This window comes from Actinomadura sp. SCN-SB (assembly GCF_043906805.1).
In the GTDB taxonomy this organism is placed as follows: Bacteria; Actinomycetota; Actinomycetes; order Streptosporangiales; family Streptosporangiaceae; genus Spirillospora.
In genome coordinates this window covers 1-16736 of record NZ_JBIMPP010000065.1, presented here as the reverse complement: position 1 = coordinate 16736, position 16736 = coordinate 1, and the positions used below count along the sequence as shown (strand labels likewise).

Annotated in this window: 21 protein-coding genes; 12 read left to right on the top strand and 9 right to left on the bottom strand. The window is 71.5% G+C overall.

Going from position 1 to position 16736, the window contains the following annotated elements; translation table 11 throughout:
• Positions 1 to 82: 82 nt before the first annotated feature.
• The gene (locus ACGWYJ_RS31130; protein WP_395110021.1) at positions 83 to 556 is read left to right on the top strand and encodes an SRPBCC family protein; all 474 of its coding nucleotides are present in this window, start codon (positions 83 to 85) and stop codon (positions 554 to 556) included.
• A 23-nt stretch (positions 557 to 579) separates the two neighbouring features.
• Here ACGWYJ_RS31130 and ACGWYJ_RS31125 read toward each other — a convergent pair whose 3' ends face one another.
• Complete coding sequence (locus ACGWYJ_RS31125) at positions 580 to 1209, bottom strand: LuxR C-terminal-related transcriptional regulator (protein WP_395110020.1); 630 nt, start codon at positions 1207 to 1209, stop codon at positions 580 to 582.
• Positions 1210 to 1267: 58 nt separating this feature from the next.
• On the bottom strand, positions 1268 to 2461 hold the full coding sequence (locus ACGWYJ_RS31120) for a PspC domain-containing protein (protein ID WP_395110019.1): 1194 nt from the start codon (positions 2459 to 2461) through the stop codon (positions 1268 to 1270).
• Between the two features lie 144 nt (positions 2462 to 2605).
• On the opposite strand from ACGWYJ_RS31120, the gene ACGWYJ_RS31115 reads away from it, so the two are divergent.
• A complete protein-coding gene (locus tag ACGWYJ_RS31115; protein WP_395110018.1) occupies positions 2606 to 3910 on the top strand; it encodes a PspC domain-containing protein in 1305 nt (434 codons plus the stop codon).
• Entirely contained in the window at positions 3903 to 4139 is a 237-nt protein-coding gene (locus tag ACGWYJ_RS31110; RefSeq protein ID WP_395110017.1) for a hypothetical protein, read from the top strand. Before ACGWYJ_RS31115 ends, ACGWYJ_RS31110 begins: the two co-directional genes overlap by 8 nt.
• 26 nt (positions 4140 to 4165) lie before the next feature.
• Here the strand turns inward: ACGWYJ_RS31110 and ACGWYJ_RS31105 are convergent, their stop codons facing one another.
• Complete coding sequence (locus ACGWYJ_RS31105; protein ID WP_395110016.1) at positions 4166 to 4654, bottom strand: cysteine dioxygenase; 489 nt, start codon at positions 4652 to 4654, stop codon at positions 4166 to 4168.
• A 299-nt stretch (positions 4655 to 4953) separates the two neighbouring features.
• Between ACGWYJ_RS31105 and ACGWYJ_RS31100 the strand changes: the two genes are divergently transcribed.
• The gene (locus ACGWYJ_RS31100; protein WP_395110015.1) at positions 4954 to 6507 is read left to right on the top strand and encodes an alkaline phosphatase D family protein; all 1554 of its coding nucleotides are present in this window, start codon (positions 4954 to 4956) and stop codon (positions 6505 to 6507) included.
• A 61-nt stretch (positions 6508 to 6568) separates the two neighbouring features.
• Here the strand turns inward: ACGWYJ_RS31100 and ACGWYJ_RS31095 are convergent, their stop codons facing one another.
• The 4 genes from ACGWYJ_RS31095 to ACGWYJ_RS31080 form a co-directional block, all read right to left on the bottom strand.
• Positions 6569 to 7372 (bottom strand): hypothetical protein, encoded by an 804-nt coding sequence (locus ACGWYJ_RS31095; protein ID WP_395110014.1) that lies wholly within the window; start codon positions 7370 to 7372, stop codon positions 6569 to 6571.
• Between the two features lie 67 nt (positions 7373 to 7439).
• Positions 7440 to 7571 (bottom strand): hypothetical protein, encoded by a 132-nt coding sequence (locus ACGWYJ_RS31090; RefSeq protein WP_395110013.1) that lies wholly within the window; start codon positions 7569 to 7571, stop codon positions 7440 to 7442.
• Positions 7568 to 8398: a radical SAM protein gene (locus ACGWYJ_RS31085; RefSeq protein WP_395110012.1), complete on the bottom strand. Its 831-nt coding sequence runs from the start codon at positions 8396 to 8398 to the stop codon at positions 7568 to 7570. The genes ACGWYJ_RS31090 and ACGWYJ_RS31085 overlap by 4 nt, the downstream gene beginning before the upstream one ends.
• Positions 8395 to 8637, bottom strand: coding sequence for a hypothetical protein (locus tag ACGWYJ_RS31080; RefSeq protein ID WP_395110011.1), 243 nt, complete (start codon positions 8635 to 8637; stop codon positions 8395 to 8397). The genes ACGWYJ_RS31085 and ACGWYJ_RS31080 overlap by 4 nt, the downstream gene beginning before the upstream one ends.
• Positions 8638 to 8871: 234 nt before the next feature.
• Between ACGWYJ_RS31080 and ACGWYJ_RS31075 the strand changes: the two genes are divergently transcribed.
• The gene (locus tag ACGWYJ_RS31075; RefSeq protein ID WP_395110010.1) at positions 8872 to 9639 is read left to right on the top strand and encodes a helix-turn-helix domain-containing protein; all 768 of its coding nucleotides are present in this window, start codon (positions 8872 to 8874) and stop codon (positions 9637 to 9639) included.
• A 131-nt stretch (positions 9640 to 9770) separates the two neighbouring features.
• On the opposite strand, the gene ACGWYJ_RS31070 is transcribed toward ACGWYJ_RS31075, so the two are convergent.
• A complete protein-coding gene (locus ACGWYJ_RS31070) occupies positions 9771 to 10355 on the bottom strand; it encodes a TetR/AcrR family transcriptional regulator (RefSeq protein WP_395110009.1) in 585 nt (194 codons plus the stop codon).
• Positions 10356 to 10425: 70 nt separating this feature from the next.
• Between ACGWYJ_RS31070 and ACGWYJ_RS31065 the strand changes: the two genes are divergently transcribed.
• The 5 genes from ACGWYJ_RS31065 to ACGWYJ_RS31045 all read left to right on the top strand — a co-directional run bounded on the left by ACGWYJ_RS31065 (position 10426) and on the right by ACGWYJ_RS31045 (position 15532).
• Complete coding sequence (locus ACGWYJ_RS31065) at positions 10426 to 11106, top strand: SDR family oxidoreductase (RefSeq protein WP_395110008.1); 681 nt, start codon at positions 10426 to 10428, stop codon at positions 11104 to 11106.
• A gap of 289 nt (positions 11107 to 11395) precedes the next feature.
• Positions 11396 to 11971: a UTRA domain-containing protein gene (locus ACGWYJ_RS31060; RefSeq protein WP_395110007.1), complete on the top strand. Its 576-nt coding sequence runs from the start codon at positions 11396 to 11398 to the stop codon at positions 11969 to 11971.
• 89 nt (positions 11972 to 12060) lie between these two features.
• Entirely contained in the window at positions 12061 to 12585 is a 525-nt protein-coding gene (locus ACGWYJ_RS31055; RefSeq protein ID WP_395110006.1) for a PadR family transcriptional regulator, read from the top strand.
• Positions 12582 to 13268, top strand: coding sequence for an ABC transporter ATP-binding protein (locus ACGWYJ_RS31050; protein WP_395110005.1), 687 nt, complete (start codon positions 12582 to 12584; stop codon positions 13266 to 13268). The genes ACGWYJ_RS31055 and ACGWYJ_RS31050 overlap by 4 nt, the downstream gene beginning before the upstream one ends.
• Positions 13265 to 15532, top strand: coding sequence for an FtsX-like permease family protein (locus ACGWYJ_RS31045; RefSeq protein ID WP_395110004.1), 2268 nt, complete (start codon positions 13265 to 13267; stop codon positions 15530 to 15532). The genes ACGWYJ_RS31050 and ACGWYJ_RS31045 overlap by 4 nt, the downstream gene beginning before the upstream one ends.
• 3 nt (positions 15533 to 15535) lie before the next feature.
• Here ACGWYJ_RS31045 and ACGWYJ_RS31040 read toward each other — a convergent pair whose 3' ends face one another.
• Positions 15536 to 15721 carry a hypothetical protein gene (locus ACGWYJ_RS31040; RefSeq protein WP_395110003.1) on the bottom strand — a complete coding sequence of 62 codons (186 nt, stop codon included), beginning with the start codon at positions 15719 to 15721 and terminating at the stop codon, positions 15536 to 15538.
• Positions 15722 to 15885: 164 nt separating this feature from the next.
• Between ACGWYJ_RS31040 and ACGWYJ_RS31035 the strand changes: the two genes are divergently transcribed.
• Positions 15886 to 16029 (top strand): hypothetical protein, encoded by a 144-nt coding sequence (locus ACGWYJ_RS31035; protein ID WP_395110002.1) that lies wholly within the window; start codon positions 15886 to 15888, stop codon positions 16027 to 16029.
• Positions 16029 to 16736, top strand: a 708-nt coding sequence (locus ACGWYJ_RS31030; protein ID WP_395110001.1) for a CHAP domain-containing protein, incomplete at its 3' end; no start/stop codon positions are given. The genes ACGWYJ_RS31035 and ACGWYJ_RS31030, both read left to right, overlap by 1 nt.

Below are 16736 nucleotides of genomic sequence, written 5' to 3'. Positions count from 1 at the left end.
GCCGCGGGGCCCTGACCTGCTCGCCTTGTTGCCCGGCGCGCCGCTGGTTACGGTGATGATCCTGACTCGCGGGGAGACGGTGATGCCAGAGCGGACCGGGCCGTACACGATCGGGGCCACCGCCACCTCACGCGCCGACGCCGAAGTGATCTTCAAGCATCTGGCGGTCGCGGAGGCGTGGAGCGAGTGGGGCAGCTTCCCGTCCAGGGCACGGCGCGAGCGGGCCGGCAGCCCGACGCCCAACGGGGTCGGGGCGATCCGGGCGATCCCCCCGGCGCGCGAGGAGGTCGTCGAGTACGACCCGCCCCGCCACTACGCCTATGTCGCGGTCTCCGGGCTGCCGGTCAAGGAGTACCGGGCGGACGTGACGCTGGTGCCGCGCGGGCTCGACACGCTGATCCGGTGGGAGGCCAGGTTCGAGCCCACGTACGCGGCCACGGGCCCCCTGCTCAGGATGGTCCTGGACCGGATGGTCCGCTCGTTCGCGCGCCGCGTCGCGCACCACTCCGAGCGTTGCGAGCCGGGGTGCCCGGCCCGTCTCCCGAACGTGCTCTAGCCCGGCTCAGGTCGCGGGCCGGCTCAGACCAGGCGGCGGGCCGCCGCCCACCGCGACAGCTCGTGCCGGTTGGACAACTGGAGCTTGCGCAGGACGCTCGACACGTGCGTCTCGACCGTCTTGACCGAGATGAACAGCTCCTTGGCGATCTCCTTGTAGGCGTAGCCGCGGGCGATCAGCCGCAGCACCTCGCGCTCGCGCTGGGTCAGCTGGTCGAGCTCGGGGTCCACGGCCGGGACGTCGGACGCGGCGAAGGCGTCCAGGACGAACCCCGCCAGCCGGGGCGAGAAGACCGCGTCGCCCTCCGCGACCCTCGCGATCGCGTCGGTCAGCTCGGGTCCCGAGATCGTCTTGGTGACGTAGCCGCGCGCGCCGCCGCGGACCACCCCGATCACGTCCTCGGCCGCGTCCGACACCGACAGCGCCAGGAACCGCGACGGCACCGCGCCGTGCAGCCGCCGCAGCACCTCGATCCCGCCCCCGCCGGGCAGATGCACGTCCAGCAGCACCACGTCGGGCTTCTCGGCCCTGATCACCGAGACCGCCTCGTCCACGTCCCCGGCCTCTCCGACGATCTGCACGGACTCGCCCAGCTCGGCCTTCACCCCGGTCCGGAACATCTGGTGGTCGTCGACCAGCACGACGGTGTTCATCGGCTCGCTCCGCTCGCATCCGGGCCCGCGCCGCCCGCAGGCCCGCGGCCGCTCACGTTCACGCCTTCTTCATCTCCAGCCGTACCTCGGTGCCCTCGCCCGGGGCGGTGCGGATCTCCGCGGTGCCACCGTTGCGTTCCATGCGTCCGATGATGGACCCTCTCACGCCCATCCTGTCCTCGGGTATCTGCTCGAAGTCGAAGCCCTTGCCCCGGTCGCGGACGAAGATGGCCACGGTGTCACCCTCCACCTCGGCGTACACCGACACCGACGCGGAGTCGGCGTACTTGGCGGCGTTGACCATGGCCTCGCGGGCGGCCTGGAGGGCGGCGCCGAGCCGTTCGTCCAGCTCGGTGTCGCCGACGCAGACCACCTCGATGGGGACGCCGTGGTCGTCCTCGACCTCACCGGCGGTCGCGCGGATCGCGGCGGCGAAGGTCTGGCCGGGGTCGGCGCGCGGCTGGTAGAGCCAGGCCCGCAAAGTGCGTTCCTGGGAGCGGGCCAGCCGCTGCACTTCGCGGGGCTCGTGCGCGTTCCGCTGGATCAGGGTCAGCGTGTGCAGGACGGAGTCGTGCACGTGCGCGGCCAGTTCGGCGCGTTCCTGGGAGCGGATGCGCTCGTGCCGTTCGGCCTCCAGGTCCTGCCAGAGCCGCACCACCCAGGGCGTGACGATCACCGCGACCCCGGTCAGGATGATCAGCATCGCGATGAGGACGGACCGGGCCTGCGACACGTCCACCCGCTGCGCCACGAACCCGCCGATCCCGCCGACGACCAGCAGCACGCCCAGCAGGCTGCGCAGCCACATCTGGCGGAGCGGCACCACCCAGCGCGCCCGCTGGTCGCGGTCGGCCTGCTGCCAGAGGATCGAGGCGCCGACACCGCCCGCGACGAACGGCCACAGCGCCGCCTGCGCGAAACCGGCGCCCCACGTCAGCGCCGACAACCCGCCCGCGACGGCGGTATAGGCCAGCAGCTGCCCCCAGTCGTGCCCGCCGAGCCTGGACGGCTTCCCGTCCTCCCGGGGACCCATCGGGACCAGCACCCAGAAGGCGACGTAGGCGGCCATCCCGAGCCCGCTGGCGAGCGTCAGCAGCACGAACGCCGCGCGCACGACGAAGACCTCCACCCCCAGGTGGCCGGCCAGCCCGCGGCACACCCCGGCGATCAGCCTGCCGTCGGGGCGCCGCTCCAGCCGCGCCGGCGGCCCGGAAGGCGTAGCCTGCGCCGTGGCAGGGTCCTCTGTCACCATCGCGCTTCCCACGTTACCGATGCTCACATGGTGCGCCCGCATGCGCATCAGGGCGCTGCCCTGAAGCCGCGGAGATTTCCTCAGGGTCGGATCAGGGTGGTCCCCGATACCGCGTACGGGCGCGAAAGGACCACGATGGGGGGCATGGTCGAGGAGGAGAGCACAGCGGTACGGAGGGATCCGCCCTCACGGCTGGCGCGTGTGCCCGAGGGACGCGTCCTGGGCGGGGTGTGCACGGGCCTTGGGCGCTACACCGGCATCGACCCGATCGTCTTCCGGGTCGGGTTCGGGATCCTGGTGCTGACGCAAGGGCAGGGGATCCTGCTCTACATCGCGGCGGCGCTGTTCATGCCGGCCGGGCCGGATCGCGCCTCGGTGGCCGAGCAACTGTTCCGCCGCCGGTTCGACGCTCCCGCCGTCCTGTCCATCCTGGCCGCGCTGCTCTGCGGGATCGTGGCCTTGAACGTGCTGGGCAACGGGCTGGCCGGGCTCCTGGGAGGGAACGTGTCCACCGGCGCGTTCGCGGTGCTCACCGTGCTCGGGCTCATCCTGCTGGTCGCGCACGGCCGCGGAGTGGATCTGACGGCGGAGGCGCGGACGTTCCCCGAGCGGCTTCAGGGCTACCCGCTCGACCCCTCCGACCACGTCGAGACGCATGCGGCCGAGCCCGTTTCGCTGTACAAGGAGGCCCCGTCCGGGGGCGGGCTGCCCGAGGGGATGATCGACCTCGCCACGCTGAGCCCGCCCGCCGCCGGGGCCACGGCCGCCGCTCCGGAGGAGGACCGGACGAGGCGTCCGCACGGCTCCCGGGACGCCCGGGTCACCAAGAAGCGCCAGGGAAGTCCCGCCGTGACCTCCATCACACTGCTGGCGGCCATGGCGGCCGCGGCGGCGTGCTGGCCGACGGCGCAGGCCCACCCGGCCCCGGAGCAGACGATGATCCTGCTCTCGGTGGCGCTGGCCGTGGTCGGGTGCGGGCTGCTGGCCGGCGGCTGGTTCAGGGTGCGCGGGCTGGCCACCGTCGGGACCGTCCTCACCTGCGCCCTGCTGACCACCTCGGTCGTCGCGGAGGCGCCGCCCGACACCCGGTACGGCGAGGTCGAGTGGCGGCCCACCGACACCGCGGGCGTCCAGCGCGAGTACACGATGGGCGCGGGCGCCGGCCGTCTCGACCTGACCCGGCTGCCGCTCGGCCCCGGCCAGCGGGTGGCGGTCAACGTCAGGGTCACCGTCGGCACGCTGGACGTCACGCTGCCGCCGGGCGCGCGGGTCGAACTCGACGCGCGGGTGGCGCTCGGCGACATCCAGGTGGCGGCCCGGACGATCAGCGGCCCCGGCGCCCGCTCGCGGGAGGTGCTCGAACCCGAGACCCCGGGCACGAACAACCCGCCCGTGATCGCTTTGCGGATCCGCGGCCGGCTCGGGGATGTGCAGGTGTCCCGTGGCTGAGCGCCGTCCCGAACCCCGCGCCGGCAACGGTCCGGCCCGCCGCCGCAGGTTCGACTTCGGATCGTGGCTGACCGGGCTGTTCTTCCTGCTGGTCGCGGCGGTCTTCCTCGTCGGGGGCCTGTCGGACGACCCGATCGACCGCCCCCAGGTGATCGCCCCCGCGCTGGTCGTCGGGCTGGGCCTGGTGGGCATCGTCCGCGTCCTCACCCGCTCGCGCCGCCACCGCTAGCGAGCGTCGGGGGAGGCGACGGCCCGCTAGGCCAGGTCGCCGTGAAGGGTGATGGCGTACGCGGGCCCCGGGTTGGTGAGCTCGTGCGTGCGCCCGCCGCCGTGGACGCGCACGCGATTGGTCCGCAGCGAGCGTTCGGTCACGCCATGCGGGGTGATCCGCACCTCGGTGAGCTCGCCCGCGATCAAAGTGTTCACGCGCGTACGCCCGAGTGCCCGGACGCCTGAGGACGGCCCCTCGCACAGGCAGACGTCGTCGTGGTCGTGCACGCCGGTGCGATAGCCGGGCGGCCAGGTGACCAGCCAGAGCCGGACGCCGTCCGCCTCCGCCAGCGGCACCCGTACCGGCTCGTCCCGCTCGAACCTGGCCAGATGCCACCAGTCGCCGGGGCTGGCGCTCAGCGCGTGGACGCGGGCGGCGAGCTGCCCCACAGTGGGGGGACGGAGGGCGACGGCACGGCCATGCGGGTCGTCCTGCCCGCGCATCGTGAGATCGGGAACCATGTCGAGGTTCACGGAAGGTCCTTCGGTGTACGGCCGGAACCGGCCGGTCGGAGCGAATCAGGGCTTCTGGCTCAACGACACGAAGGACGACACAGCGCGCTGGCCACGCGGCGCAGGGCCACGGGACCGCAGACGGAGACTCGCGCTGGCATGGGTCAAGGACATCGGTTCCCACCGGCCGATGTCAAATCGATCCGCGTCGATCAGCCGAAGATCGCTGGATCCCCGGCGTTCACGCTGCGTCCATCGGCCCGCAGGAGCATGCGACTCCTACGGCGCTCGATGAGCATGCGATGAGAACGGAGCCAGTGATGACACCGGATCGACGGAGCTTCCTGCGGGGTGGCCTGGTGGCGGGCACCGGAACGGCCCTGGGCGGCCTGCTCGGCGGAGGCTCGGCCCTCGCCTCGCCCGGACTGGTCCGCCGGGACCGGCCGCGGCTGACCCACGGCGTTCAGAGCGGCGACGTCACCGCCCACGACGCGGTGATCTGGGCCCGCTCCGACCGTCCCGCCAGGATGCTGGTGGACGTGAGCCGCAGGCCCGACCTCCGGGACGCCAGGCGGATCCCCGGCCCCGTGCTGACCCCGGAGACCGACCTGACCGGGAAGACGTTCCTGCGCGGCCTGCCGTCCGGTGAGGAACTGCACTACCGCGTGGTGCTGGCCGACACCGACCGGCATTCCGTCCGGTCCGAGCCGGTCACGGGACGCCTGCGGACCGCGCCCCGCGTCCGCGCCGACGTGCGTTTCGTCTGGTCGGGCGACCTGGCCGGGCAGGGCTGGGGCATCAACACCGAGCTGGGCGGCTACCGCATCTTCAAAGCGATGGCCGCACGCGACCCCCATTTCTTCCTGTGCAGCGGCGACCTCGTCTACGCGGACGGCCCGTTGTCCGAGACGGTGGCGCTGCCGGACGGCCGCACGTGGCGCAACCTCGTCACCCCGGAGAAGACCAAGGTCGCCGAGACGCTCGCGGAGTACCGCGGGCAGTTCCGTTACAACCTGCACGACGCCAACCTGCGCGCCTTCAACGCCCGGGTGCCCATGATCTACCAGTGGGACGACCACGAGGTCACCAACAACTGGTACCCGGGCGAGATCCTCGACCTGCCCGCCTACACCGAGAAGCGCGTGGACGTCCTGGCCGCCCGCGCCCGCCGCGCGATGTTCGAGTACACCCCCACCGCCGTCCGGGCCCCTAAGGGCGGACGGCTGTACCGCCGCCTCTCCTACGGCCCCCTCCTGGACGTCTTCGTCCTCGACATGCGCACCTACAAGGACGCCAACGGCCCCAACGACTCCCCCACCCAGCGCAAAGGCGTGCTGGGCGCCGAGCAACTCGCCTGGCTCAAGAGCGAACTGCGGCGCTCCAAGGCCACGTGGAAGGTGATGGCGGCCGACCTGCCGATCGGCCTCATCGTCCCGGACGGCAGCGCCCAGGAAGGCATCGCGCAGGGCGACGACGGAGCCCCGCTGGGCCGCGAACGCGAGATCGCCGACCTGCTCTCGTTCGCGAAGAGGAACCGCGTCCGCAACATGGTGTGGCTGACCGCCGACGTCCACTACACCGCGGCCCACTACTACGACCCGTCCAAGGCCGCCTTCAAGGACTTCGACCCGTTCTGGGAGTTCGTCTCCGGCCCCCTCAACGCCGGCGCCTTCGGCCCGAACACTCTGGATAACACCTTGGGCGGAGTACCCAAATTCGTACAGGCCCCGCCGCGCGCGAACACGTCACCGGCGGAGGGATTCCAACACTTCGGGGAGGTCGACATCGAGGCCGACACCGGCGATCTGACGGTCTACCTCCGCGACATCGATGGGACCGTCCTGTATCAGCAGACGCTCACCCCGCTCCGGTAGTTGACACGCCACCACCGTGCCGTGCGGGCCGTACCACGTAGGGCAGGGGCACCCGGGGCCGCTAGCGGGCCCGGTACGACGCCCACTCCTGCGCGGCCAGGTCCATGCGCTTGGTCCACGCCGAGCCGTCGCCACCGGCGATCTCTGACCACAGGTTCGCGCTGGCCTCAGCGAACGCCGTCACCGCCTCGCGCGGTGCCGCCGTCCAAGCCGGGAGAGCGCTCACCACCTGCTCGGCCTGTGCGGCGGTGTGGCCACCGGCCATCAGCCGCAGCACCAGGCATGCCGGGTCGATCCAGCCCGCGCCCCTGGTGGGCCACGCCCAGTCGATCAGCAGAGCCCGGCCGCCGGCGATCAGGACGTTGTCGGGCGCGTAGTCGGTGTGCAGGAGGACGTCACCCCCGAACAGGTGGACGTGGGCCGGGTCGCTGACGTAGTTCGCCCACCGCTGGGGCGCCTGCTTGACGGGCAGGTCGGGGCAGCCGATGGCGCCCAGCGTGGCCATCGTCTCCACCAGCAGCGGCAGATCCGGCGACCCCGGCTCGTAGGACGCGTGGCGCCCGTCCACGGCCTGGAACCCGAGCAGGTCCCACTCCGCGCCGACGTGCCGGAACAGCAGCCGCGGCGAGATCTCCGCCACGACCGGGTTGATCAGCGCCTCGGCGTCCTGCGTCCAGCGCCGCGGGTAGTCCACGCGCAGGCCCTTGACGAACACCCGCCCCGACTCGGTGTCCAGTACCGCGGCGATCGCGGAGTTCTTGCCCTCGGACATGGTGGTCGCCGCGTGGATCGTCCCCGTGTGCCGCTCGACCCGGCCGCGGACCTCTCCCGGCAGGTCCGCCCAATGGATTCGTGCAACTGGCAAGCTGCCTCTTCTTCCCCAACAGCAAGGACCGTCCCCCACGGTAGGGGACGGCCCCGCCGATCGCCGGTCAGTACGGCTGATCGTCACCGGCCGCGCACGAACACTTGTCGGCCGCCACCAGGTCGTCGACGTCCTCGACGACGGCGATCTCGTCGTCGTCCAGTGGCCTGGGCGACAGTTCGATCATGACGGTACTCATCCGGCTGACACCTCCTCCCTGTCTCGCTCCCGGTGCTGGCAGTAGGTGGCCAAGGGAGCCTTGGCCTTGCGGTAGAGCTGAACGAGCGGCATGCACGTGCCGCACGTGCCCTGAAGGGTGCAGCCGGTGCAGCCGCCTTGCCGCAGCAGCAGCCCATCGGCGATCTCGCCGAGCCGGGCGAGCCCCTGGGCGCCTTCGGCGAGGAGGTCGATGTTGGGTTCCCGGCCGATCTTGCAGATCGACGCTCTGCCGAACGGGTCGACGTGGAAGAAGGTGCGCCCGGCGTTGCAGCCGGTGAAGGGCCTGCGCCTGCGTAGATGCTCAACGCTCTGCGACGGCAGGGTCTCGGCGCCGCCGTGGATGGTGGGCGACATGTTGGAGTACACGTCGTACGGGACGCCGAGCTGATCGGAGAAGCGCTTCATCTCCTCCAACTCGGCGGCGTTGCGTTCGGTCACGATCAGGCTGAACGACAGTGGCACACCCGCCTCAGTGGCCGCGTGCACTCCCCGGACGAACGCCTTGAATGCGCCCCGCCGCCGTGTCAGCCCGTCGTAGCTGGCCTCGGTGGCGCCGTACACGCTCACGGTGATCTGAAGCGGGCGTCGCTGGGTCAGCAGTTCCAGGATCGGCGCGGCGTGCAGGCGTGACCCGTTGGTCAGGATCGAGATCATCATGCCCAGGTCGAACGCGGTGGCGTACACCTCGGGGAACAGCCGGTCCACCAGCGGCTCCCCGCCGGTGAGGGCGTCCTGGGCGAGCAGCACGCCCCACCCGTACGGCTCCAGGCCGTGACGCAGCAGCACGAACCGGCCGGTGTCGATCAACGCTCCCACCCCCACGCGCGGCGGATCGCGTGCTCAAGCTCGGCGGGCTGTTCGGCCTCGACCAGGCGGGCCGGGCCGACCATCGCCCACCAGTGGCCGGTGAACGGGCCGTACCAGGCCAGCACGTCGTACTGCTGCCGCAACATCTTGATGATCGGGCCGTGGCTCGCCTCGGCGATCGTGCCGGGGTCGGCGGCAGTGGCCGCAGGGGCAGTGGCGGGGATCGTAGGATCTCGCATAGGTCGGACCTCACTTCCGGCCGAGGCCCCGGATCACGGCGTTCGCACCGCCGCCGGGGCCGTCCGCGTCTTGGCCGAGACGCGAACCCCTTCTCCGGACAGTGCGCGTCCCGTTACTCGTCGAGGGTGCTCCTCAGGCCGGGACGGTCATACGACGTTCCGGGGACGCTTGGGACGTTTTCGGGATAGCTTCAAGATGCGTCCCTACGGTCCTACGCTTAGGGGTGAAGGACGATGCCGAACGACGCACTCCGGCGAGCCATGGCCGAGGCTCACATCACCGAGGCGGACCTCGCCGAGCAGTGCGGAGTCGACGTCAAGACCGTCAGCAGGTGGATCAACAGCGACGGCCGCCTACCGCACCCGCGGCACCGCTGGGCGGCGGCCGACGCTCTGGGAGTTGATGAGGCCATGCTCTGGCCAGACGGGGTCCGCCGGAACGTCAAGACCGGCCCCGACCGCGAGATCGTCGCAACCTACCCCTACCGGTCCGCCTGCCCCAGGTCGGTGTGGCGGTCCCTGATCACCGACGCGACCAGGGACATGGTGTTCGCCGGCTTCACCAACTACTTCCTGTGGCTGGAGATCCCCAACCTGCGGGGCGTGCTGCGACGCAAGGCCGACCGCGGGTGCCGCGTCCGATTCCTGGTCGGCGACCCCGACAGCGAGGTCACCCGGCGCCGCGAGGAGGTGGAGGCCGTCCCGTTGACGGTCGGGACGCGGATCCGCATCACCCTGGCCGAGTTGTCCAAGCTGGATGGCGTTCCCAACCTGGAGGCCCGGTTCGGCGATGACCACATCGCCATGAGCGTGTTCCGATTCGACGACCAGATGCTCGTCACTCCGCATTTGGCCCGCTTGGTCGGGCACGACTCGCCGATGCTGCACCTGCGGCGCTGCCAGGACGACGGCTTGTTCGACCGGTTCGCCTTCCATGTCGCCGAGCTATGGGACATGGGCCGCCCGGTCGAACTAGGCCGGTACGCCACGCCGCCGGAGTAGGACGGGCCACCCGGGGCGCATGCACCGGTTCTCGGCGAGGTGGCCATCGACGCCCCGAGCGGGGGCCTGACCGTCCACCTCCACGACATCGACGGCAAGGCCCTCTACTCCAAGTCCCTGCGACCCGCCCGTTAAGGCGACCGTGCGCTGACGCCACGGAGCACGAACTCCGCGAGATCACGCCCCGCCGCCTCGTCTAGCGGGGCGTGGTCGAGCATCAGCCGGTACCACAGCACCCCGTAGACGACATCGATCGCGAGCTCCAGATCCATCTCGGGGCTGATCTCCCCGCGCTCCCTCGCCCGCTCCATGATCTGCCGCAGCACCATCCTGCGCGCGAACAGGAAGCGGTCACGGAACACCTTCGCGAACCCGGGATCCAGCAACGCCTGCGCCATCAGCCCGATCAGGATCGGTCGCTGCCCCCGCTGCCGGAACGTGGCCTTGAGGAAGGCCACCAGATCGTCGCTCAACGTCCCCGTGTCCGGAACGGCGACCACGGTCTCGGCCATGTCCACCATCGCGTCGAGCACCACGTCGGCCTTGGACGGCCACCAGCGGTAGACGGTCTGCTTGCCGACACCGGCCCGCGCCGCGATGCCTTGCATGGTGAGCCCGCGGTAGCCGCGTTCCTTCAGCTCGTCCAGCGCCGCGGCCAGTATCGCCCGCCGCGCCTCCTCACTGCGCGGCCGTCCCGGCCGCCGTCCCTCCGCCATCCCGCCACTTTACAAGACGTGACGTCTCGAATTAGTATCGAGACACCGCGTCTAGAAATGGAGCACGTCCATGCGTGTTGTGATCATGGGTGGCACCTCCGGCATCGGCCTGGCCACCGCCGACCTCCTGACCGCCGACGGTGCCGAGGTCATCGTCACCGGCCGCGACCCGGACCGGGTCGCCGCCGTCAAGACGGCCACCGCCGCGTCCGTCGACGCCACCTCGGACGAGGACCTGACCGCCTTCTTCGCGTCCACCGGCCCGTTCGACCACCTCGTCCTGGCCTTCAGCCAGGGCCACACCGGCGTGGGACCGCTCGCCGCCATCGGCCCGGACCACATCCGGGCCGCGTTCGAGGGCAAGGTCTTCCCCTACCTGTCCTGCATCCAGAAGGCCCAGGTCACGAGCTCCATCACCATGATCTCCGCGTCCTCGGCCCGCTCCACCCTCCCCGGCATCACCGCCCTGGCCGCCGCGAACGGCGCCATCGAACGCATGGTCTCCCCGCTCGCCGCCGAGCTGGCCCCCGTCCGCGTCAACGCCGTGTCCCCCGGGGTCATCGACACCCCCTGGTGGTCGTTCCTCCCCGAACCCCAGAAAGAGGCCCAGTTCGCCACCGCCGCCGAGTCACTCCCCCTCAAGCGCGTGGGCCGGCCCACCGAAGTGGCCGAAGCGATCCGCTACCTACTGACCGCCACCTACGTGACCGGCGCGATCCTCCCAGTAGACGGCGGCTTCACCGTCGCCTGACCTTCCCGGCCACGGTCCGACCGGATACCGCTGCAGGGTGAGGCCAGCCACTTGCTGATCTCCTTGCGGGACAGCGCGAGGACCGGTGGCAGGCAGAGCACGGCCGAGCGCCTGCGTGACCGCACCCGTCCGGCCGCTGGGTCTATGGCGGAGCGCGTTGGCGACCGGCTCAGCCGTGGCAAGCTCCACATGACCGTCCGGCGATGGTTCGTAGCCGAGTGGTCGGCTTGCGGCCTGCGCACCCAAGTTGTCACGCTGTGGATGCATCTGATCGCACTCAGTCACGCGGATGGCCCAGCCGGTCTACCTGCGTATCGCCGACGATCTGCGGCGCAGGATCGTGGAGGGGCGGTTCACCCGGTCGTGGTACCGCGAGTCGCGTGGCGGGTCGCCGTTCCGGGCCGACATGGAGAGCCAAGGGCGCACCGGGAGCTGGCGCGCGAGTTCGGAGACCGCCACGGCACCACCGGCGATCGCCGAACGGCTCGGCGTGCCGGAGGGCGCCGAGGTGATGCGGACCCGCTACACCTTCTTGGCCGACGGCGAGCCGGCCATGCTGTCCACCTCGTGGGAGCCGGTGGACATCACCCGTGGCACGCCCATCATGCTGCCCGAAGAAGGGCCGTACGCCGGGGCCGGGGTCGTGGCGCGGATGCGCGCGATCGGAATCGAGGTGGAACTCGCCACCGAGGTGGTCACCGCGCGAGCGATCCTGGCCGAGGAGGCCGCGCTTCTGGACGAGCCCATCGGGACGATCGTGATGGTCATCCAGCGCACGTACTCTGGGGAGCGGCCCGTCGAGACGGCCGACATCATCGCCCCGGTCGACCGTTACGAGGTGGCCTACACCATCCCCGTCGACTGATCGCGAGCCACGCGCCAGGCCCGTCTGGTCGCACGGCTATACGCCGAGCGTATAGACGGGATGTATACGCTCGGCGTATAGTCGGGCGCATGAGTGTTCCTTTGACGTTTCTTGGCCTGCTTGAGCGGGCGCCCAGCCATGGTTACGACCTCAAGCGGGACTACGACGCCTTCTTCAGCCGGGGCAAGCCGCTGCCGTTCGGGCAGGTGTACGCCACGCTGGGGCGGCTCGCGCGGGACGGGAAGGTGGTGGTCGCCGAGTCCGAGGCGGGCGCCGGGCCCGAGCGCAAGCGGTACGTGATCACGGATAAGGGGGCGACCGAGTTCGAGACCTGGCTCGCCGAGCCGGTGGAGGCGGTGCCGCACTTGCAGACGGTGCTGTTCGCGAAGGTCGTCCTGGCGCTGATGCTCGGACGGGACGCCGAGGGCTATCTCGACGCCCAGCGGTCCGCGCACCTCAGGCGGATGCGCGAGCTGACGGAGGTCAAGCGGACCGGCGGGCTGGTGGACGCGCTGCTGGCCGACCACGGGCTCTTCCACCTGGAGTCCGACCTGCGCTGGATGGACCTCACCGCGGCACGGCTCGACGCGCTCGCCGAGACGGTGCGCTCGTGACCGGGCCGATCATCGAGGCGCGCGATGTCGTCCTGTCGTTCGGGCGGACGCCCGCGTTGCGCGGAGCCGAGCTCGCGGCCCATCCCGGGGAGATCCTGGCGATCATGGGGCCGAGCGGGTCGGGGAAGACGACGCTGCTGCACTGCCTGGCCGGGATCCTGGTCCCCGACTCCGGCGAGATCCACTTCGGCGGCCGCCGGATCGACACCCTGAGCGAGACCGCGCGGAGCACCCTGCGCCGCGACCGGTTCGGGTTCGTGTTCCAGTTCGGCCAGCTCGTGCCGGAGCTGACCGCCGAGGAGAACATCGCGCTCCCGCTGTTGCTGGCGGGCGCCAAGAGGCCGGCCGCGCTCAAGGAGGCGGCGGACTGGTGCGCGCGGCTCGGCCTGGACGGGCTGGAGAAGCGCCGGTCGGGCGAGCTGTCCGGCGGGCAGGCGCAGCGGGTGGCGCTGGCGCGCGGCCTGGTGGCCGGCCCCGAGGTCCTGTTCGCGGACGAGCCGACCGGCTCGCTGGACTCGCTCAGCGGGGAGCAGGTCATGGACCTTCTGGTCGCCGCCGCGAGGGAGCGGGGCACCACCGTCGTCGTCGTGACCCACGAACCCCGCGTGGCCGCGTACGCCGACCGTGAGGTCATCGTCCGGGACGGAAAGGTGAGCGGGCTCCCGGCCGCGCGAGCGTCGTGATCGGGTTCGGGCTGCGCCTGACCTTGCGCGGCGGCAGGGAGGCGGCCGTCCGGCTGGCCCTGACGGCGGCGGCCGTGGCGATCGGTGTGGCGCTGCTCCTGATCACGGTGGCGGGGATCAACGGGGTGCGGGAGCAGAACGCCAGGTTCGCATGGCTCAACTCGGGGATCGCCGAGGTGACGTCGCCGCACGTCAAGCCGTCCCCGCACCCGCTCATGGGGCGTATCGCCAACGACCACTACAAGGACGAGCGCATCATCCGGGTCGACGTGGCGGCCACGGGCCCGCGGTCGCCTGTCCCGCCGGGTATTCCCAGAGTGCCGGGGCCGGGGCAGTACTACGCCTCGCCCGCGCTGCAGAAGCTGCTCCGTTCCGAGCCCGCCGCCGAATTCGGTGACCGCTACCCCGGGTCCCTGGCCGGGACGATCGGTAAGGAGGCGCTCCCGTCCCCCGGCTCCCTGATCGTCGTCGTCGGGCACGCGCCGCGTGACCTGACCGAAGCGCACGGCGCGGGGCCGATCGCCAGTATCGCGACGCTGTCACCCGGCACCTGCGGGCAGTGCCGGTACGGCATGGAGGAGAACGTCGTCGCGCTGGTCCTGGCGGTCACCTCCGGGGCGCTGCTGGTCCCGGTGCTGATCTTCATCGGCACCGCGACGCGGCTGTCGGCCGCCCGCAGGGAACGGCGGTTCGCCGCGATGCGGCTGGTCGGCGCCACGCCCCGGCAGATCTCGGTGATCGCGGCCGTGGAGTCGGCGGTGGCCGCGGCGGTGGGCACGGCCGTGGGCTGCGGCCTGTTCCTCCCCCTCCGCGTGCCGCTGGCGGCGGTGCCGTTCACCGGCGAGTCCTTCTACCCGGGCGACCTGTCGCCGAGCCCGGCGCAGATCGCGCTGGTCGGGCTGGGCGTCCCGGTCGCGTCGGCGGTCGCGGCGTGGTGGGCGCTGCGCCGCGTACGGATCTCGCCGCTGGGCGTCGCCCGGCGGGTCACCCCGAGCGCCCCCAGGGCGTACCGGCTGATCCCGCTGGTCGCCGGGATCGCCGAGCTGACCTACTTCCTCGGCCGCCGTCCCGACACCACCAACGGGCAGATCGCCGCGTACATGACCGGCGTCCTGCTGATGATGGCCGGCCTGATCGTCGCCGGCCCGTGGCTGACCATGACCGGAGCGCGGGTCATGGCGCGGCGCGCGCGCCGTCCCGCCGCGCTGATCGCCGGACGGCGGCTCGCGGACGATCCGAAGGCGGGCTTCCGCGCCATCAGCGGTCTCGTCCTCGCCCTGTTCGTCACCACCACCGCGATCGGGGTGATGACCACGTTCGTCGCCGAACGCGGCACGCAGCGCGGCGACAGGACGGCCGCGAGCACGCTGGTGGCCGACTTCGAGCACCGCACGATCCGTGGGGCGGGCGGCCCCCAGCCGGGGCTGGCCTCCGTCCCGTTCGGCACCCTGGACGGGCTGCGCGCGGCCCCGGGCGTCCACGGCACCATGGTGCTCCGCCAGGACCCGTCAGGCCCCCGCGACCCCGGCGATCCGAGCTCGCGCGACCTCCTGATCTCCTGCGCGGACCTGGCCGGCGCCACCGGCTTCGGCCGCTGCGCGCCCGGCGCGACGACGGCCGCCGTCCCGAGCCACTTCGCCTGGATCCTGATGGACGAGGAGCACGACCGCCGCGACACCGTCTGGCCCGCGTCGCCGGTCGCCCCCGAACGGCTGCGGACCCTCCCCGTCCAGGCCGTCATGGTCAGGACGGACGGCTCGCCGCGAGCGATCGAGCGGGTGCGGACGACCCTCACCCGCGCGTTCCCGCTGAGGGCCGATCCCGCCACCGTCGCCGAGTCCGGCGCGGACACCGACACGGCCCGCGTGCTCACCGGCTACCAGCGCCTGGTGAGCGTCGTCATCATCGCCAGCCTGTGCATCGCGGGGTGCAGCCTGGCGGTGGGCGTGGTCGGGAGCCTGAACGACCGCAAGCGCCCGTTCAGCCTGCTGCGCCTCACCGGCGTCCCGATCGGCGTGATGCGCCGGGTCGTCCTGCTCGAAAGCGCCGTCCCGCTCCTGGTGACCGCGGCGGCGGCGACCGGCGCGGGTTTCCTGGCCGCGGAACTGTTCCTGAGATCGCAGCTCGGCTACACCCTGGTCGCGCCGGGTCCCGGCTACTACCTGACCGTCCTCGGCGGGCTCGCGGGGTCCCTCGCCGTCATCGGGCTGACCCTGCCGCTGATGGAACGGATCACCGGTCCCGAGACCGCCAGGGCCGAATGACCCCTACGACTGGAAGGCGGGCCCCAAGGTAAGGCTGAGCAGGGTCATCAACGCCAGGACCGCCACGACCGTGGCGGTCCTGCGCGCCCCCGCCACCACCGGCCCCGCCCGCCGGACCGGCGTCTCGTCCTCGTACAGGTAGTAGATGAGAAACCCCGGCCGGCACGGCCGGGCGCTCGCAGGCGGCATGACATCTCCCCGAATATCCGTCCTGTTCAAATGATCGCCAACACCCGGCGCCTCGGCACGCCCAGGCCGGATGTGGCTACCGATCTGACCGGACATTGTTGCACTCTTGGTAGTCATATGACTACTCTTTGCATCAACATGGGGACACGACCGCTGGGGGATCAGTGAGTTTGCCCGAGGAGATGGAGCACGTGGACGTGCATCCCGATGTGCACAGGGCCACCGAGCCGGACGAAGAGGACGTTCTGCGCGAGCTGTACGGGGAGCCCGACGAGAACGGCTTCTACACGGGGACCGAGGAGACCTGATGGGCAGCGCCGGTGGAATGATCGCCGCGGCCCGCACATCCCTGGGAATGTCCGGGCGGCCCAACGCGATCACCAAGGCTTACGCGAAGCGGCACGGCAAGGAGTTCCTCAAGGCGCCGTGGTGCGACATGGCGGTCACCGAGTGGGCCCGCCAGAGCGGCAACGCCGACGCGGTGCTGCCCGGCGGAGACCGCGCCTACACCGTGTGGCACGCGCAGGACTTCCAGAAGATCGGCCGCTGGTCCTCGGGGACGACCGAGAACGTCAACGGGGCCCAGCCCGGATGGATCGTGTTCTTCGACTGGGGCCAGACCAACCGGGTGACCGCGATCGACCATGTCGGAGTGGTGGAGAAGGTCCTGGGCGGCGGACGGGTGCAGACGATCGAGGGCAACACCGGTGACGCCTGCAAGCGCAGGGTGCGCGCGTCGAGCGTGATCGCCGGTTTCGGAAGGCCCGCGTACGGCTTCGCGCACTGGACGGAGGAGATCGTCGGCAGACTGCCGACCCTGCGCAAGGGCGCCGAGGGCGAGCACGTGCAGACATTGCGGGCCCTGCTGATGGCCCGCTCCCACCCGGAGATCGGCACGGTGGACGGCCCGTTCGACACCACGGTCGAGCTGGCCGTGCGGGCCGTGCAGATGTGGGGACGGGTGCAGCCCGACGGCGTCGTCGGGCCCAAGACGTGGCCGGTGCTGCTGCGCGTT

Excerpts from the sequence above, each read along its gene's own strand:
- ACGWYJ_RS31130 (WP_395110021.1), top strand. The coding sequence starts at position 83 with ATGCCAGAGCGGACCGGGCCGTACACGATCGGGGCCACCGCCACCTCA.
- ACGWYJ_RS31125 (WP_395110020.1), bottom strand. The coding sequence starts at position 1,209 with ATGAACACCGTCGTGCTGGTCGACGACCACCAGATGTTCCGGACCGGG.
- ACGWYJ_RS31120 (WP_395110019.1), bottom strand. The coding sequence starts at position 2,461 with ATGGTGACAGAGGACCCTGCCACGGCGCAGGCTACGCCTTCCGGGCCG.
- ACGWYJ_RS31115 (WP_395110018.1), top strand. The coding sequence starts at position 2,606 with ATGGTCGAGGAGGAGAGCACAGCGGTACGGAGGGATCCGCCCTCACGG.
- ACGWYJ_RS31100 (WP_395110015.1), top strand. The coding sequence starts at position 4,954 with ATGACACCGGATCGACGGAGCTTCCTGCGGGGTGGCCTGGTGGCGGGC.
- ACGWYJ_RS31090 (WP_395110013.1), bottom strand. The coding sequence starts at position 7,571 with ATGAGTACCGTCATGATCGAACTGTCGCCCAGGCCACTGGACGACGAC.
- ACGWYJ_RS31080 (WP_395110011.1), bottom strand. The coding sequence starts at position 8,637 with ATGCGAGATCCTACGATCCCCGCCACTGCCCCTGCGGCCACTGCCGCC.
- ACGWYJ_RS31075 (WP_395110010.1), top strand. The coding sequence starts at position 8,872 with ATGCCGAACGACGCACTCCGGCGAGCCATGGCCGAGGCTCACATCACC.
- ACGWYJ_RS31070 (WP_395110009.1), bottom strand. The coding sequence starts at position 10,355 with ATGGCGGAGGGACGGCGGCCGGGACGGCCGCGCAGTGAGGAGGCGCGG.
- ACGWYJ_RS31065 (WP_395110008.1), top strand. The coding sequence starts at position 10,426 with ATGCGTGTTGTGATCATGGGTGGCACCTCCGGCATCGGCCTGGCCACC.
- ACGWYJ_RS31060 (WP_395110007.1), top strand. The coding sequence starts at position 11,396 with ATGGCCCAGCCGGTCTACCTGCGTATCGCCGACGATCTGCGGCGCAGG.
- ACGWYJ_RS31055 (WP_395110006.1), top strand. The coding sequence starts at position 12,061 with ATGAGTGTTCCTTTGACGTTTCTTGGCCTGCTTGAGCGGGCGCCCAGC.
- ACGWYJ_RS31040 (WP_395110003.1), bottom strand. The coding sequence starts at position 15,721 with ATGCCGCCTGCGAGCGCCCGGCCGTGCCGGCCGGGGTTTCTCATCTAC.